The organism is Asanoa sp. WMMD1127, assembly GCF_029626225.1.
In the GTDB taxonomy this organism is placed as follows: Bacteria; Actinomycetota; Actinomycetes; order Mycobacteriales; family Micromonosporaceae; genus Asanoa.
Genome location: NZ_JARUBP010000001.1, coordinates 7,344,686 through 7,360,591, shown reverse-complemented (window position 1 = coordinate 7,360,591; position 15,906 = coordinate 7,344,686). Strand labels below are relative to the sequence as shown.

General features: G+C 74.1%; 11 protein-coding genes and 1 pseudogene. 10 read left to right on the top strand and 2 right to left on the bottom strand.

Going from position 1 to position 15,906, the window contains the following annotated elements; all coding sequences use genetic code 11:
* The first annotated feature begins 241 nt into the window (after positions 1 to 241).
* The 4 genes and pseudogenes from O7635_RS35110 to O7635_RS35095 all read left to right on the top strand — a co-directional run bounded on the left by O7635_RS35110 (position 242) and on the right by O7635_RS35095 (position 6,956).
* On the top strand, positions 242 to 685 hold the full coding sequence (locus O7635_RS35110) for an SAV_6107 family HEPN domain-containing protein (protein WP_278084791.1): 444 nt from the start codon (positions 242 to 244) through the stop codon (positions 683 to 685).
* Between the two features lie 54 nt (positions 686 to 739).
* Positions 740 to 1,381 (top strand): annotated as a pseudogene (locus O7635_RS35105) (hypothetical protein); the annotation flags it as partial.
* A 422-nt stretch (positions 1,382 to 1,803) separates the two neighbouring features.
* Complete coding sequence (locus tag O7635_RS35100; protein ID WP_278084790.1) at positions 1,804 to 3,534, top strand: DNA polymerase Y family protein; 1,731 nt, start codon at positions 1,804 to 1,806, stop codon at positions 3,532 to 3,534.
* 59 nt (positions 3,535 to 3,593) lie between these two features.
* Positions 3,594 to 6,956, top strand: coding sequence for an error-prone DNA polymerase (locus O7635_RS35095; RefSeq protein ID WP_278084789.1), 3,363 nt, complete (start codon positions 3,594 to 3,596; stop codon positions 6,954 to 6,956).
* 1,191 nt (positions 6,957 to 8,147) lie between these two features.
* Here O7635_RS35095 and O7635_RS35090 read toward each other — a convergent pair.
* Together O7635_RS35090 and O7635_RS35085 are read right to left on the bottom strand one after the other, a co-directional pair.
* A complete protein-coding gene (locus O7635_RS35090; RefSeq protein WP_278084788.1) occupies positions 8,148 to 8,792 on the bottom strand; it encodes a TetR/AcrR family transcriptional regulator in 645 nt (214 codons plus the stop codon).
* A gap of 4 nt (positions 8,793 to 8,796) precedes the next feature.
* On the bottom strand, positions 8,797 to 9,444 hold the full coding sequence (locus tag O7635_RS35085) for an ester cyclase (RefSeq protein WP_278084787.1): 648 nt from the start codon (positions 9,442 to 9,444) through the stop codon (positions 8,797 to 8,799).
* Between the two features lie 157 nt (positions 9,445 to 9,601).
* On the opposite strand from O7635_RS35085, the gene O7635_RS35080 reads away from it, so the two are divergent.
* The 6 genes from O7635_RS35080 (at position 9,602) to O7635_RS35055 (ending at position 15,901) form a co-directional block, all read left to right on the top strand.
* Complete coding sequence (locus O7635_RS35080; protein WP_278084786.1) at positions 9,602 to 10,336, top strand: methyltransferase domain-containing protein; 735 nt, start codon at positions 9,602 to 9,604, stop codon at positions 10,334 to 10,336.
* On the top strand, positions 10,333 to 11,484 hold the full coding sequence (locus O7635_RS35075) for a nucleotide pyrophosphatase/phosphodiesterase family protein (protein WP_278084785.1): 1,152 nt from the start codon (positions 10,333 to 10,335) through the stop codon (positions 11,482 to 11,484). Before O7635_RS35080 ends, O7635_RS35075 begins: the two co-directional genes overlap by 4 nt.
* A gap of 769 nt (positions 11,485 to 12,253) precedes the next feature.
* Positions 12,254 to 13,252: an IS481 family transposase gene (locus O7635_RS35070; RefSeq protein ID WP_278085578.1), complete on the top strand. Its 999-nt coding sequence runs from the start codon at positions 12,254 to 12,256 to the stop codon at positions 13,250 to 13,252.
* A 182-nt stretch (positions 13,253 to 13,434) separates the two neighbouring features.
* A complete protein-coding gene (gene dinB, locus O7635_RS35065) occupies positions 13,435 to 14,721 on the top strand; it encodes a DNA polymerase IV (protein ID WP_278084784.1) in 1,287 nt (428 codons plus the stop codon).
* Between the two features lie 78 nt (positions 14,722 to 14,799).
* Entirely contained in the window at positions 14,800 to 15,183 is a 384-nt protein-coding gene (locus O7635_RS35060; protein WP_278084783.1) for a DUF3040 domain-containing protein, read from the top strand.
* A gap of 103 nt (positions 15,184 to 15,286) precedes the next feature.
* Complete coding sequence (locus O7635_RS35055) at positions 15,287 to 15,901, top strand: GNAT family N-acetyltransferase (RefSeq protein ID WP_278084782.1); 615 nt, start codon at positions 15,287 to 15,289, stop codon at positions 15,899 to 15,901.
* Positions 15,902 to 15,906: the final 5 nt, after the last annotated feature.

Here is a 15,906-nt window from a genome sequence, read left to right as displayed (position 1 = left end):
GGAGGCGCGATTCGCGGCGTGGCTTCCGGGGAGGTGCGGCTTCGCGGGCCGCACATCAGGCAGGACCGTCGTCCGCCGCCCTCGACCCCCGGGCGGCGGACGACGGACCAGCCGACCTTGCCGGTCGGGTGTGGTGTGGGGAAGCGTCACGCCCGACCGGCAACTAAGCACCACCGCTGCGTCTTCCTCCGCGGCGGGGCATGTCCTGCACAGGCTGCTGCATACGCGGAGGAGACAGTTCATGACGACCAGCCAGGCGCCGACGGTGCCGGCCCACGTGCTGCCGCACCGCACGCCGGCCCAGCTGCTCGCGATCGCCCGCAACGGGCTCGCCGAGGCGGCGCAGACCCGCCCCGACGGGCTGCGCTACGCCGCCGCGCACCTAGCCGCCCTACGCGCGGCCGCGGCGATGCTCGCGGCCCGCGCCCGCCCTTCGCCGACCCGGCGCAACCGGGTCACCAGCGTCTGGACGCTGCTCGTCATGGTCGCGCCCGAGCTCGACGAGTGGGCGACCTACTTCGCCGCCGGCGCCACCAAGCGCGCCGCCGCCGAGGCCGGCATCCCGCGGGTGGTCACCGCCCGTGAGGCCGACGACCTGCTCCGGGCCGCCGAGCAGTTCGTGGCCGTGGTCGAGGTCGCGCTCGGCATCGCGCACCAGCCCTCCCTCGACGGCCTCGCCGCCTAGCGCCACCAGCACAACTAGCACAACCAGCACAACCAGCACGACGGGGGTGAGCGCATGGCGGGACAGATGACGCTGGGGTCAGCGGCGTTGTCAGGTCTGGTGAGACCGGCCAGCGCCGCCCCCGACGACGCGCACCGCACGCTGCCGGTGCCGGCCGAGCTGCGCGGGCTGCTGCCCGGGCGGGGCCTGCGCCGGGGCAGCACCGTGGCGGTGGGCACCGGGCCGCGGTCGCCCAGCGGGGGCACCTCGCTGGTCTACGCCCTGATCGCCGAGGCGTCCCGGGCCGGTTCGTGGTGCGCGGTGGTGGGCGTGCCGGCGTTCGGCGCGGTCGCGGCCGCCGACGGCGGCGTCGCCCTCGACCGGCTGGCGCTGGTGCCCAACCCGGGCCCCGAGTGGGCCACGGTGGTCGCCGCCCTGATCGACGGCGTCGACGTCGTCGTGCTCGCGGTCCCGGGCCCCGGCGCGGTCTCCGACTCGGTCACCGCCCGCCTGGCCGCGCGGGCCCGGCAACGCGGCAGCGTCCTGGTGCCCTACGGCCACTGGGACGGCGCCGACCTCACCCTGCGCGTCACCCGCGGCCGCTGGGAGGGCCTGTCCGCCGGTCGCGGCCGGCTCCGCCGCCGCGAGGTCACCATCGTCGCCCGCGGCCGCGGCGCGGCCACCCAGCCACGCGAGATCACCGTCTGGATGCCGGGCTTCCGACCCCTGTCCGGCACGGTCGCCATCGCGCCCTTCGAGCCCATCAACCTGCCGGCCCTGCACGCGGTCCGCGACCCGGCAGCCTTCGCCGCGGCGACCGACCCAGCGACCGCCGACCCAGCGACGGCCGTCGCGGCGGCCGGCACGCTGGCTTCGCCGGATGGCGACCGGGTCGCGGCCGGTCCGTCGGGCAGTGGTGGCCAGGCCGAGGCCGGCACTTCCAGGTCGAGGGTGGGGGAGCAGCCGGCCGCGGGCGCCGCGGAGTCCGCCGAAACGGGCGAGCCGGACCAGTTGCCGCTCGTCTGGGAGCTCGGCGGCCTGTCGGATCCGCCGGAGCGGAGAGGCGGACCCGCGGGCGCCGAGCCGGCCGACGAGCCGGAGGAGCGGCCGCGGCTCACGCTGGTGGCGGGCGGCGTCCGATGACCGGCGGGCACGCGGCCGGCTCCGAGCGGGCGGCCGGCTCCGAGCGGGTGGGCGGTTCGGAGCGGGTGGGCGGTTCCGAGCGGGTGGGCGGTTCCGAGCGGGTGGGCGGCGCCGGGCACGCGGGCGGCGCCGGGCACGCGGGCGGTTCCGAGCGGGTGGGCGGTGATGGCGCGGTCGCGCGTACCGCTGTGTTGTGGTGTCCGGACTGGCCTGTCATCGCGGCCGAGATCGTCGACGGGGTGCCGGCCATCGGACCGGTCGCGGTGTTGCACGCCAACCGGGTGGTGGCGGCGTCCGAGGCGGCCCGGGCCGAGGGTGTGCGGCGGGGGTTGCGCAAGCGGGAGGCGCAGAGCCGGTGCCCGGGGCTGGTGGCGGTCGACCACGACCCGGCCCGCGACGCGCGGGCGTTCGAGCCGGTCGTGGCCGCGGTCGAGGAGATGGTGGCCGGGGTCGAGGTGGTCCGGCCGGGCGTCTGCGGGTTCGCGGCGCGGGGGCCGGCCCGCTACTTCGGTGGCGAGGAGCCCGCGGCCGAGCGGATCGTCGAGCACGTCGCGCAGGCGTGTGGCGTGGAGAGCCAGGTCGGGGTGGCCGACGGCGGGTTCGCGGCGGGGCTGGCCGCCCGGGAGGGGCTGATCGTCCCGAGCGGCGACACCGTGGCGTTCCTGGCGGCCCGACCGGTGGAGGCGCTGGCCCGGCCCGCGCTCACCGAGTTGCTGCGCCGGCTCGGCATCGGCACCCTGGGCGCCTTCGCGGGGCTGGCCCGGGGCGACGTGCTGGCGCGGTTCGGGTTCGACGCGGCGCTGGCGCACCGGCTGGCCTCCGGCGGCGACGAGCGGCCGCTCGCGGTCCGCCGCCCGCCACCGGATCTGGAGGTCAGCGAAGACTACGGCGACGATCCGCTGGAACGCGTCGACGTGGCCGCGTTCGCCGCCCGGGCGCTGGCGGAGCGGCTGCACGAGCGGCTGGCCGGCTACGGGCTGGCCTGCACGCGGCTCGCCATCGGCGCCGTCACCGCGCACGGCCAGGAGCTGCACCGGGTCTGGCGGCACGACGGGCTGCTGACCACCGCGGCGATCGCCGACCGGGTGCGCTGGCAGCTCGACGGGTGGCTGTCGGGCACGTCCCGTCCGGGCGCCCGGACCGCGCCGGCCCGGCCGACCGCCGGCATCATCCGGCTCCGGCTCGTGCCCGAGGGCGTGCTGCCGCACGCCGGCCTTCAGCCCGGGCTGTGGGGCGAGACGGGGGAGGAGAAGGAGCGCGCGCACCGCTCGTTCAACCGGATCCAGGGCATCCTCGGGCCGGAGTCCGTGGTCACCGCGGTGCTCGGCGGCGGCCGGTCCCCGGCCGACCAGGTGCGGCTGGTGCCCTGGGGCGACGAGCCGACCCCGGCCCGGCCCGCCGCGCCCTGGCCCGGTCGGCTGCCGCCGCCGGCGCCCGCGCTGGTCCTGCCGGCCCCGCTGCCCGCGACGGTCCGCGACGCGGCCGGGGAACCCGTCGGGGTGTCCGCCCGGCTGCTGGTCACGGCCGCGCCGGCCCGGCTCACGATCGGCAAGGGGCAGCCCGCCGAGATCGTCGGCTGGGCCGGCCCGTGGCCGGTCGACGAACGCTGGTGGGCGCCCACCGAGGCCCGCCGCCGCGCCCGCTTCCAGGTCGCCCTGGCCGACGGCAGCGCCTTCCTGCTGTCGCTCTCCGCCGGGCAATGGTCCGTGGAGGCGATCTATGACTAGCGTGAACCGGCCGGCAAGGTCATCTCGATGTAATAGGTATGACGACGCGGACGTGCCCGATGGGGTTTAACAACCCGGGGATCCCGTGGTCGCAGCTGGAGGGGACGCTCTCCGGCCGGCGTCACCTGCACGTCGTCGACCCGCTCGCGGTCGACGCCGACGGTGGCGACTCGCCGGCGTGGACCCGGAAACGCCAGCCCTACGAGCCGCCGCCGGAGCCGCAGGAGCAGCCCACGGCGACGGTGCCCTACGCCGAGCTGCACTGCCACTCCAACTTCAGCTTCCTCGACGGGGCCAGCCACCCCGAGGAGCTGGCCGAGGAGGCGCGCCGGCTCGGGCTGACCGCGCTGGCGATGACCGACCACGACGGCTTCTACGGCGTGGTGCGCTTCTCCGAGGCGGCGCGGGCGCTCGGTCTGCCGACCATCTTCGGCGCCGAGCTGTCGCTGTCCCAGGGGATCACGGGCCGGGACACGGTGATCCGTTCTGGCGAGCCCGACCCGCACGGCCGGCACCTGCTGGCGCTGGCCCACGGCACCGAGGGCTACGCGCGGCTGTCCGCGGTCATCGGGCAGGCCCAGCTCGACGGCGGTGAGAAGGGCCGCCCGGCCTACGGCTCGCTGGAAGACGTCGCCGAGCAGCTGCGCGACCACGTGCTGGTGCTCACCGGGTGCCGCAAGGGGACGGTCCCGGCGGCGCTGCTCACCGAGGGGGTCGACGCGGCGGCGCGCGAGCTCGACCGGCTGGCCAGGCTGTTCGGGCCCGACAACGTGGCGGTCGAGCTGACCGACCACGGCGACCCGAGCGACGGCGACCGCAACGACGCGCTGGCCGCGCTGGCCGCCCAACGCGGGCTGCCGACCGTCGCGACCAACAACGTCCACTACGCCACACCGGCGCGGCGACGGCTCGCGACGGCGGTGGCGGCCGTCCGCGCGCGGCGCAGCCTCGACGACATCGACCCGTGGCTGCCGGCCGCGGCGACCGCCCACCTGCGCACGGGCGCCGAGATGGCCGACCGGTTCGCGGCCTACCCGGGCGCCGTGGCGCGGGCCGCCGAATACGGGCGCGACCTGGCCTTCGACATCCAGCTGGTGGCGCCGCGGCTGCCGGACTACCCGGTCGATCCCGGCGAGTCCGAGATGGACCATCTCCGCAAGCTGACCATGGAGGGGGCGCTGATCCGCTACGGGCCTCGCGCGGCCCACCCCGACGCCTACCGGCAGCTCGACTACGAGCTCGACATGATCGAGCAGCTCGGCTTCCCCGGCTACTTCCTGGTCGTCTACGACATCGTCAAGTTCTGCCGCGACAACCGCATCTACTGCCAGGGCCGGGGGAGCGCCGCCAACTCCGCGGTCTGCTACGCGCTGTGGATCACCAACGTCGACGCCGTGCAGCACGGGCTGCTGTTCGAGAGGTTCCTGGCGCCGGAGCGCGACGGGCCGCCCGACATCGACGTCGACATCGAGTCCGACCAGCGGGAAAAGGTCATCCAGCACGTCTACACGAAATACGGCCGGCGGCACACCGCCCAGGTCGCCAACGTGATCTCCTACCGGCCGCGGTCGGCGGTGCGCGACATCGCCAAGGCGTTCGGGTTCTCGCCGGGCCAGCAGGACGCGTGGAGCAAGCAGATCGACCGGTGGGGCTCGGTGGCCAAGGTCGACGTCGAAGACATCCCCGGCCATGTCGTCGACTTCGCCAACGAGCTGCAGACCTTCCCCCGCCACCTGGGCATCCACTCCGGCGGCATGGTGATCTGCGACCGGCCGATCATCGAGGTCTGCCCGGTCGAGTGGGGCCGGATGCCGGGGCGCACCGTGCTCCAGTGGGACAAGGACGACTGCGCCGCCATCGACCTGGTCAAGTTCGACCTGCTCGGGCTCGGCATGCTGTCCGCGCTGCGCTACGCGTACGACATGATCGAAGATGATCTCGACATCAGCACGATGCCGCTCGACGATCCCGAGATCTACGACATGCTCTGCCGGGCCGACTCGGTCGGAGTGTTCCAGGTGGAGAGCCGGGCCCAGATGGCGACGCTGCCCCGGTTGAAGCCCCGCGAGTTCTACGACCTGGTGGTCGAGGTCGCGCTGATCCGGCCCGGTCCGATCCAGGGCGGCTCGGTGCATCCCTACATCCGGCGCAAGAACGGCCAGGAGCAGTGGCGGCACGATCATCCGCTGATGGCGAAGGCGCTCGACAAGACGCTCGGCGTGCCGCTGTTCCAGGAACAGCTGATGCAGCTGGCCATCGACGTCGCCGGCTTCGACGCGGCCGAGGCCGACCAGCTCCGCCGGGCGATGGGCTCCAAGCGCTCGGCGGAGAAGATGGACCGGATCCGCGACCGGCTCTACGGCGGCATGGCCGAGCGGGGCATCACCGGCGCCCTGGCCGACGACATCTTCCTCAAGCTGTCGGCGTTCGCCAGCTACGGCTTCCCGGAAAGCCACGCCATGAGCTTCGCCTACCTCGTCTACGCGAGCTCGTGGCTCAAGCGCTACCACCCGGCCGCGTTCCTGGCCGCGCTGCTCAACGCCCAGCCGATGGGCTTCTACTCACCGCAGACCCTGGCCGACGACGCCCGCCGCCACGGCGTCGAGGTGCGCCGCCCCGACATCAACGCCAGCAACGCCCACGCGCTCCTGGAGTCCACCAGGGACACCCGCTGGGGCAGTGCGCCGGGCGAGCCGCCGCACCAGTGGGGCCTGGGCGGCCCCGCGGTCCGGCTCGGCCTGTCCGGCGTACGCACCATCGGGTCCGACCTCGCCGAGAAGATCGAGCAGGAGCGGGTGGCCAACGGCCCCTACCGCGACATGTCCGACCTGGCCCGCCGGGTCGGCCTCACCACCGCCAACATGGAGGCCCTGGCCACCGCCGACGCCTTCGCCTGCTTCGGCCTGAGCCGCCGCGAAGCGCTCTGGGCGGCCGGCGCCGCGGCCCAGGAACGCCCCGGCCGGCTGCCCGGCACGACCGCCGCGACCCAGGCGCCCGCCCTGCCCGGCATGGACGAGGTCGACCGCCTCGTCGCCGACGTCTGGGCCACCGGCCTGTCACCCGACAGCCATCCGGCCCAGTTCATCCGCCCACAGCTCGCGGCGATCGGCGCGATCCCGATCTCCCGCCTGGGCCGCTGCGAAAGCGGCCAACGCGTCCGCGTCGGCGGCATCGTCACCCACCGCCAACGCCCGGCCACCGCCGGCGGGGTCACGTTCATCAACCTCGAAGACGAGACCGGCATGCTCAACGTCACCTGCTCACAGGGCCTGTGGCAGCGGTACCAGCGGGTCGCCCGACGCAGCGCGGCCCTGGTCGTCCGCGGCCGCCTGGAAATGGCCGAGGGGGTGATCAACCTACGCGCGGACCGTCTCGACGCCATCACCCCACCCGTCACACCGGCCTCCCGCGACTTCCGATGAGGACCTCCAGCCCGGCCGCCCGGGGGGCGAGGGGCGCTCTCGTGGCCGGGTGGTCGCGCCTGCTGCGGCTGCACTGACACGAGCCCGCTGCGGCTGCATTGACACGAGCCCGCTGCGGCGTCGTGTCGTTGCTGCGGGCACGCCGCGACCTGCCACGAGCCGCGGACCCGGCGGCACCCGCCGCGCGCGACGCCACAACCGATACCAGCCGTGGACCCGGCGGCATCGCCGGGCCGCTGCGCGCGATGTGTCTCGGCTCGAACCGCGGTGGTGCTCGTGTCGACTCGCCGCTGTCGTCGCCACAACCGACACCAGCCGTGGACCCGGCGGCATCGCCGGGCCGCCGCGCGGGAGGCGTCTCGGCTCGAACCGCGGTGCTGCTTGTGTCGACTCGCCGCTGTCGTCGCCACAACCGACACCAGCCGTGGACCCGGCGGCATCGCCGGGCCGCCGCGCGGGAGGCGTCTCGGCTCGAACCGCGGTGCTGCTTGTGTCGACTCGCCGCTGTCGTCGCCACAACCGACACCGACCGCGGACCCGGCGGCATCGCCGGGCCGCCGGGCGGCGCGACTACCGACACCGGCCGCGGACCTGGCGGCATCGCCGGGCCGCCGGGCCGCGCGACACCGGCCGCGGACCTGGCCCGCCATGCCACGGAGAAACACAAGCCACGGACCCTGGCCGCAACGCTGGCGGATTGCCGCGCCACCTTCGATCCGGCCCAACTTCAGGCATCCCGCCAGACCCGCACGCCCAACGCGGGCATCCACGGATGCCGGCTTGATCAAGTGCAGCCCAACCGGCGATCAGGGCTGCACCGCCATGATCGTGTGCGGCTCGCCTGGTCGCTGCCCGGTGTGTCGTCCAGACCGGACGCACACGATCTTGCAAACGCCCGACAGCAGACCTGACCCGGTGCACGTGATCATGGCGAGCGCGCCAAGCCGCAGACCTTGCCCGGCGGCGACCAGGAACGCGTCGAGGCGATGAAGCCCATCCGGATCCAGCACGAGGCAACGTGGTCAGCGGCCGGACCGGCGAAAGGCGACACGGCCGGCGGCTGGGGTCCGAGGAGGGTCGCGATCGCGGTCGGTGGGCGGGGCGGGGCGAGGCGGCACGCGGTCAGCGACCGGCCCCCCGAGTAGGGCGGGTCGCGGTCAGTGGTCGAGGCCGACGGAGGCGGCGACGCGGTCAGCGGCCCGGGCCGAGGAGGGCGTCGGCGAGGGTCTGGCCGAGCCAGGTCTCGTAGCGGTCGAGCGACCATCGGCGCCGGCGGACCAGCCGGTGGAGGGCGTCCGGGGCGGTCAGGGTCCACAGCACGTCGGCGGCGTCGTCGACCGACAGGTCCGGCCGCAGGCCGAACCGGTCGGCGACGTGCTGGGCGATGTTCTTCGTGCCGATCGCGCGCTCGTTCTCGATCGTGTCGATGAACGTGCGGACCTCGCGGTCGCCGGCGGCGCCCTCGGTGAGCAGGATGGGCACCAGCGGGCCGATGCGCTCGTAGATCTCGCGGCTCATCCGCGCGTACAACATCAGGCATTCGCGGGCGTCGTGGGTGGCGCGCAGCGCGCGGCCGGTCGGCCGGTCGATCATCGGGATCGGGTCGGCGTCGCCGGCGATCGTCACGTCGTAGACGGCCTTGAGCACGGCGGCCTTGCCGCCGACGGTGTTGTAGACCGTCTGCACGCTTACCTGCGCCCGCGCCGCGATCGCCTCGACCGTCGAGCCCGTGTAGCCGCGGCGCACGAACAGGGCGCGGGCCGCGTCGAGCACCCGCTGCCGGGTGGCGCGGGACTGCTCGGCACGGACCGCGCTCTGATAGCGCCGGGTGGTCACCCCACTAGTCTCCCAGCGGCGCGGCCGACCGGCCGAACCCAGCCGGTCCGGCGCTCGCGGCCGGCTCGACCTGCCGGCCGAACCCAGCCGGCTCGGCCCCCACGGCCGGCTCGGCCCCCACGGCCGGCTCGGCCCCCACGGCCGGCTCGGCCCCCACGGCCGGCTCGGCCCCCACGCCGGGCTCGGCCCCCACGCCCGGCTCGGCCCCCGCGCCGGCCTCGGCCGGCCGGCCGAACCCGACCGGCGCCGGCCGCGGAAGGGCGCCGACCTGCCACAGCACCCCGAGCTCATCCCGGACACCCCAGTGCTCCACCAACAGCCCTCCGGCCTCCCGATAGAGGTGCATGGTGTGCATCGCGTACACCTTGCCGGTCGGCGCGAACCCCGTCGTGTCGACCGCGTTGATCCCGTGCGCGGTGGCCCGGATCGCCACCTTGTCGTCGGCGGACACGATGTCGTGCACCTCGTACCGGATCCGCAGCGCCCCCGTCACGAACCCCAGGATCTCCAGATAGCCGGATCGCCCCTGCGGCGCCCACGGCGGCGCGCCGTGGTCGACGAAGTCCTCGGCGACCAACGACCCGACCAAGGCGATGTCGCCGGCGTTCATCGCGTCGAGCACCCCACGGGCCAGCTTCTCGGCGAGCGTCATCAGACGGACCTCCCTTTCAATGGAATCAGCATCAAATGATTGGAACAACCATCCAGCCGACCCCGACCGCCACGCAACGGAACACGCACGGAACTGGAGTGATCAGCGGCGTGGTTCCACCGAACCCCGACCGGCGCGGGACCGTTAGGCTCGGCGCGTGGAGCGAACAACGGTCCGTCCCGGCCCCCGCACCGCGGTCGTCTGGCAGGTACTGCGCCGCGAGCTCGACCGCGCCCCCGACGGCGGGCTCACCATCCTCGACGTCGGCGGCGGCACCGGCGGCTTCGCGGTGCCGCTGGCCGAGGCCGGCCACCGCGTCACCGTCGTCGACGCCAGCCCCGACGCGCTGGCCGCGCTCAACCGCCGCGCGGTGGAGGCCGGCGTCGCGCCCCGCGTACGCGCCGTCCAGGGCGACGGCGACGCGCTCACCGGCCTGATCACCCCGGGCTCGGTCGACCTCGTCCTCTGCCACGCCGTCCTCGAGGTCGTCGACGACCCCCGCGCAGTGGTCACGGCGATCGCCGCCGCCCTGCGCCCCGGCGGCGCCGCCTCGGTGCTGGTCGCCTCCCGCGCCGCCGCCGTCCTCGCCCGCGCGACCGGCGGCCACCTGGAAGCGGCGGCCGCGCTCCTCGCCGATCCCGACGGCCGCACGGGCCCGCGCGACACGCTGCGCCGCCGCTACGACGCCGACGGCGCCAGCGACCTGCTGCACGGGGCCGGGCTCGCGGTCGAGGACATCCACGGCGTACGCGTCCTCGCCGACCTCGTCCCCGCCGCCGCGGCCGACGACGACCCGCGGACCCTGCTCGACCTGGAGCTCGCCGCCGCCGCGAGGCCGCCCTACCGCGACATCGCCGCCCAGCTCCACCTGCTGGCCCGCCGCCCGGTATGAGCGAGTTCGACCAGGTCCTCCCGCGCTACGGCGCCGACAGCCTGATGGACGTGCTGCCGAGCGCGCTGGCCCAACTCGGCATGCCCGGCGTCACCGACACCCTGGGCCTGGAGCTCGACGGCGTGCGCCGGATCGCCGTACTCCTGATCGACGGTCTCGGCTGGCACCAGATCCCGACCGCCGCCCCCTTCGCGCCGACGCTCGCCGACCTGGCCGCCCGCGCACCCCGCATGATCACGACCGGATTCCCGTCGACCACCCCGACGAGCCTGGTCTCGCTGGGCACCGGCGCCAGCCCCGGCACCCACGGCGTACTCGGCTTCCGCGTCGCCATCCCCGGCACCGACACCGTGCTGACGCACACCCACTGGCGCACCGACCCGGACCCCGCGACCTGGCAGCCGGTGCCGACCCTGTTCGAGCGCGCCCGCGCCGCCGGCCTCACCGTCGGCGTCGCCAACCGCCCGGAGTTCGCCGCGAGCGGCCTGACCCAGGCGGCCAACCGCGGCGCCACCTACCACCCGGCGTCCGACGTCGACGAGCTCGCCGCCGCCGTGCTGGCCGGCCTCGGCCAGGCCGGGTCACCGCCGGCCCTGTCCTACGGCTACTTCCCGGACCTCGACCGCTACGGCCACGTCTTCGGCGTCGACTCCGAGCCCTGGCGCGAGGCCGCCACCGAGGTCGACCGCCTGCTCGACCGCGTCCTCGACGGCCTGCCCGCGGACGCCGCGCTGCTGGTCACCGCCGACCACGGCCAGCTCGACGTCCCGCCGCACCACCGCTTCGACTTCGACGCCGACCCCAGGCTCCAGGCCGGCGTCCGCGTCGTCGCCGGCGAGCCCCGCGTCCGCTACCTGCACACGCTCCCCGGCGCCACCGAGGACGTACTCGCCACCTGGACCGAGATCCTCGGCGACGCCGCCTGGGTCGCCCACCGCGAAGAGGTCATCGCCCAGGGCTGGTTCGGCCCGGTCCCGGCCCGCAACCTGCCCCGCATCGGCGACGTGGTCGCGATCTGCCACGGCACCCACGCGGTCGTCGCCCCCACCTCCGAACACGCGATCAAGGCAATGCTGATCGCCTACCACGGCGCCTACTCAGCGGTCGAAATGGAGATCCCCCTGCTGATCTCCCGCGGCCGCTCCTGACGAACGAAGATCGGGATCCGGTCCCGGGTCCGCGGCGGTCCGGACCGCCGCTCCCGCCGGAGACCGCTCCGCTTCGCTCCGCTGCCACCTCCGCGGCAGCCCAGCCTCAAACCTTGATCAATCACGCCAGGCCGCAGCGGCGTCAACCGCGGCACAGCGCGGCGGTCAACCGCGGGCATTACGCCGTTTGTCCAAAGCCGTTGCCGCTGAGGCCGGTCCTGGCCGCACCGTCTGACGTGGTCCGGCGAGAAAGCCGAGGAAGCCGACAAAGATCGCGAACGGCGCGTGGCCGAGGGGGCGGCCGCCAGGTGCGCGACGCCGTTCCGCCGACCGCGCATCGTGCTGCCCGTCATCAAGCGGGTCGCGCCAGCCGGTCGCGCCGGTCGCGGCAGCGTCCGCGAGTCGCCCTGTCGATCGCGGCAGCCCCGGGAGCGGCGGCGGGGCCCGGGCCGTTCCCGCGCGTTGTGGCGGGGCCTGGGCCGTTTCCGCGCGTGGCGGCGGGGTCCGGGGCCGTTCCCGCGCGTGGCGGGGCCTGGGCCGTTTCCGCGCGTGGCGGCGGGGCCTGGGCTTTCCCGCCGCGTGCTGCGGGCAGGCCCTGGGACGTCGGGCCCCTGATCGCGGTCGCTCCTGGCTGGAACGGTGGCTAGTTGTGCTGTCCAGGGAGGTTGGTCAAGGTTGTGTGACGAGACGATCTAGGTCTTGAACGGGTGAGGCCTCCGGTCGTGAAGTGGAGCTGTCGAAGAACCGCTTCACGTTGACTGGAGGCCTCGTGGCACACGCTAACGCAGCTCTGACTCCGATAGCACGTCTGAAACTGGCCCGGCTGGTAGTCGAGCAGGGCTGGACGATCGCCGCGGCCGCGCGGCGGTTCGACGTGTCGTACCGGACCGCGAAACGGTGGGTTGACCGGTACCACGCCGCGGGTGAGGCCGGTATGCAGGACCGCTCCAGCCGGCCGCACCGCAGCCCGACGCGCACGCCGCAGCCGCTGGTCCGCACGATCGTGCACCTGCGATTGAAACGCCGTCTCGGACCGGTCCAGATCGCCGCCCGGCTGGCGATGGCGGCCTCGACCGTGTACGCGGTTCTGGTCCGCTGCCGGGTCAACCGGCTCACCCACATAGACCGGGTCACCGGGGAACCTGTCCGCCGTTACGAACACGATCATCCCGGGGCGATGCTGCACGTCGATGTGAAGAAATACGGGAACGTCCCCGACGGGGGCGGTTGGCGTTTCGTCGGGCGCCGCCAGGGCGACCGCAACCGGCAGGCCACCGCCCAGCGCACCGGAGTGCGCAACGCCAAGTGGGAACCCAGGGTCGGGACCGCGTTCGTCCATACCGTCATCGATGACCACTCCCGCGTCGCCTACGCCGAGATCCGCGACGACGAGAAGGCAGCCACCGCCATCGACGTCCTGCGCCACGCGGTGGCCTGGTTCGCCGCCCGCGGTGTGACCGTCGAACGAGTCCTGTCCGACAACGGATCGGCCTACAAGTCCCACGCCTGGCGCCAGGCCTGCACCCAACTGGGCATCAAGCCGCGCAAAACCCGCCCCTACCGGCCACAGACCAACGGGAAGGTCGAACGGTTCCACCGGACCATGACCGACGGCTGGGCACTGGCCCGGCTCTACACCAGCGAACAGGCCCGCAGGAAGGCCTTACCGGCCTTCCTGCATCACTACAATCACCACCGACCCCACACCGCCATCGGCGGCCAACCACCCATCACCAGGTTGACCAACCTCCCTGGACAGCACAGCTAGTCCGTCCGGTCGCCACTGGGCGCGGCCACCGAGGGGGGCGCTGCGAAGTCCTACATGTCGAAGCATGTAGCCACGCGTTTCCTGATGTCCGTCCCGGGAGACGGCCCCGGACGCCCGTTGGCGGCGAGGCCCTGGAAGCGTCGAGGCCGGTTTCGTCGTACCCCCTGGTTAGCCTGTCTCCCGTGGGACGCAGTGCGGTGGTGCCGCGTGGGGGTGATGCGCGGTTCGGGCCCGATGCCGATGACACCGGGTGCTCGATCCTGCATGTCGACATGGACGCGTTCTTCGCGTCCGTCGAGGTGCGCAAGCGGCCCGACCTGGCCGGGCGGCCCGTGGTGGTCGGCGGCATCGGGCCGCGCGGGGTCGTGAGCTCGGCGAGCTACGAGGCGCGGGAATATGGCGTACGCAGCGCCATGCCGACCGCGCGGGCCAGGGCGCTCTGTCCCGGTGCGGTGTTCCTGCCGGTCGACGGGGCGGCCTACGGCGAGGCGTCGCGGGCCGTGATGGCGATCTTCAGTGACGTCACGCCGCTGGTCGAGCCGCTCTCGGTCGACGAGGCGTTTCTCGACGTGGCCGGGGCGGCGCGGCTGCTCGGGTCGCCAGCCACGATCGCCGGGTTGATCCGGAAGCGGGTGGCCGACGAGGAGGGGCTCAGCTGCTCCGTCGGGGTCGCCTCGACCAAGTTCGTGGCCAAGCTCGGGTCGGCCCGGGCCAAGCCCGACGGCGTCGTGGTCGTGCCGCGCGACCAGGTCCTCGACTTTCTGCACCCCTTGCCGGTCGACGCGCTCTGGGGCGTGGGGGAGAAGGCGGCCGAGACCCTGCGCCGGCTCGGGCTCGCGACCGTGGGCGCGGTGGCCGAGGCGCCGGTCGGGATGTTGCGGTCGGCGTTGGGTGACGCGGCGGCGGCCCACCTCCACGAGCTCAGTTGGGGGCGTGATCCGCGGCGGGTCTCGGTCGAGCACGTGGAGAAATCGATCGGCGCTGAGGTTACTTTCGACACTGACGTCGCGGATGTCGAAGTGATCAAGCGGGCCCTGCTGGAGTTGTCGACCAAGGTCGGCGCGCGGCTGCGGCGGGCCGGGCAGGCCGGGCGGACCGTGTCGATCAAGGTGCGGTTGGCCGATTTCCGCACCGTCAACCGCTCGCGCACCATGGGCACCGCGACCGATGTGGCGCGGGAGATCTTCGCTACCGCTTGGGCCCTCTACCAGGCACTTCGGCCCGGCGACCGGGTCCGGTTGGTGGGGGTGCGGGTGGAGGGCCTGACCGGGTCGGCGGGCGCGGTGCGGCAGCCTGAGCTGGGTGCGCCGGAGCGCGGGTGGCGCGAGGCGGAAGCGGCGGCTGATGCGGCCGCTGCCCGTTTCGGGCGCTCTGTCGTCCGGCCGGCCAGCCTCCTCACGGGCGAACGGATGGAAATTCGACCCCGGCCGTCGGTCGTCCCGCTTTCCGACCCGCGAAGCCCCTCGTAGACTTGCGGGTAAGCAGTCGGTTGACTGTCACGGTCTGTCGGCCCGCCCGGGTCGACCTCGCGACCGGGGAGGAGTGCCGTGCCGCTCTCAGAGCACGAGCAGCGGCTGTTCGAGCAGATCGAGCGGTCGCTTGCCGAGGACCCAAAGTTCGCCTCGGCCGTGCGCGCCAGCGACCCGCGTTTCCACGCGCGGCGTCGTCTGATCTTGGCCGCCGTCGTGATCATCGCTGGCTTGGCCCTGGTTGTCTTCGGCACGGTGAACAAGACACCGCTGCTCGGCGTGGCGGGTTTCGTCATCATGCTGGGTGCCGCGGCGTTCGCCATGCAGTCGCACCGCAAGGGACAGCAGCCCGACCTGCACGTCGTCGGTGGCACCGCCAGCCGCCGCACGCGCGCGCGGCGATCGGGCCTACTCGACCGTCTCGAGGAGCGCTGGCGTCAGCGCCCCGAGGGACACCGCTGACAAACCGCTGCGGCGGCGCCCGGGCCGCCACATCGGTACAACTCTCTGGTGGCGTCGGACCATGCGTCCGACGCCTTTTTGCGTCCACGGAAGGCCCGTCCCCATGCGCTTCCGGCCCGCCCTGAACACCGACGCCCCCGCCATCGCCGCCCTCCACGCCGACAGCTGGCGGCGGTTCTACCGCGGCGCCTACACCGACGCGTACCTCGACGGCGACGTCCTCGCCGACCGCCTCGCCGTCTGGACCGACCGGCTCGCCGACCCCGACCGCCGGCAACTGACCATCGTGGCCGAGCCCGGAAAGACCGACGAACCGCCCGTGCGCCACCCGGACGTGGCCGGCGCGGCCCCACAGTCCGGAACCCGACAGCCGCCGCTCGCCGGATTCGTCCACGTCTACCTCGACCACGACGAGCGCTGGGGTTCGCTGGTCGACAACCTGCACGTCGCCGACGCCCGGCGCCGCGGCGGCCTCGGATCGACGCTGATCACCCGCGCCGCCCGCCACGTCGCCGACCGCGCCACCACACCCGCCCTCTACCTCTGGGTGCAGGAACAGAACACCGCGGCCCAGGCCTTCTACGCCGCACACGGTGGCCAGGTCGTGGAGCGTGCCCGGATCTCCGACCCCGGCGGCGTCCCGGGCCGGCTCAACGGCCGACCGACGAAGCTCCGCATCACCTGGCCGGACGCCCGCGCCATCGCCCACCGCCCCTGACCGCC

Coding starts and splice junctions, on each gene's coding strand:
- O7635_RS35095 (WP_278084789.1), top strand. CDS start 3,594: ATGGGGTTTAACAACCCGGGGATCCCGTGGTCGCAGCTGGAGGGGACG.
- O7635_RS35110 (WP_278084791.1), top strand. CDS start 242: ATGACGACCAGCCAGGCGCCGACGGTGCCGGCCCACGTGCTGCCGCAC.
- O7635_RS35075 (WP_278084785.1), top strand. CDS start 10,333: ATGAGCGAGTTCGACCAGGTCCTCCCGCGCTACGGCGCCGACAGCCTG.
- O7635_RS35100 (WP_278084790.1), top strand. CDS start 1,804: ATGACCGGCGGGCACGCGGCCGGCTCCGAGCGGGCGGCCGGCTCCGAG.
- O7635_RS35085 (WP_278084787.1), bottom strand. CDS start 9,444: ATGACGCTCGCCGAGAAGCTGGCCCGTGGGGTGCTCGACGCGATGAAC.
- O7635_RS35055 (WP_278084782.1), top strand. CDS start 15,287: ATGCGCTTCCGGCCCGCCCTGAACACCGACGCCCCCGCCATCGCCGCC.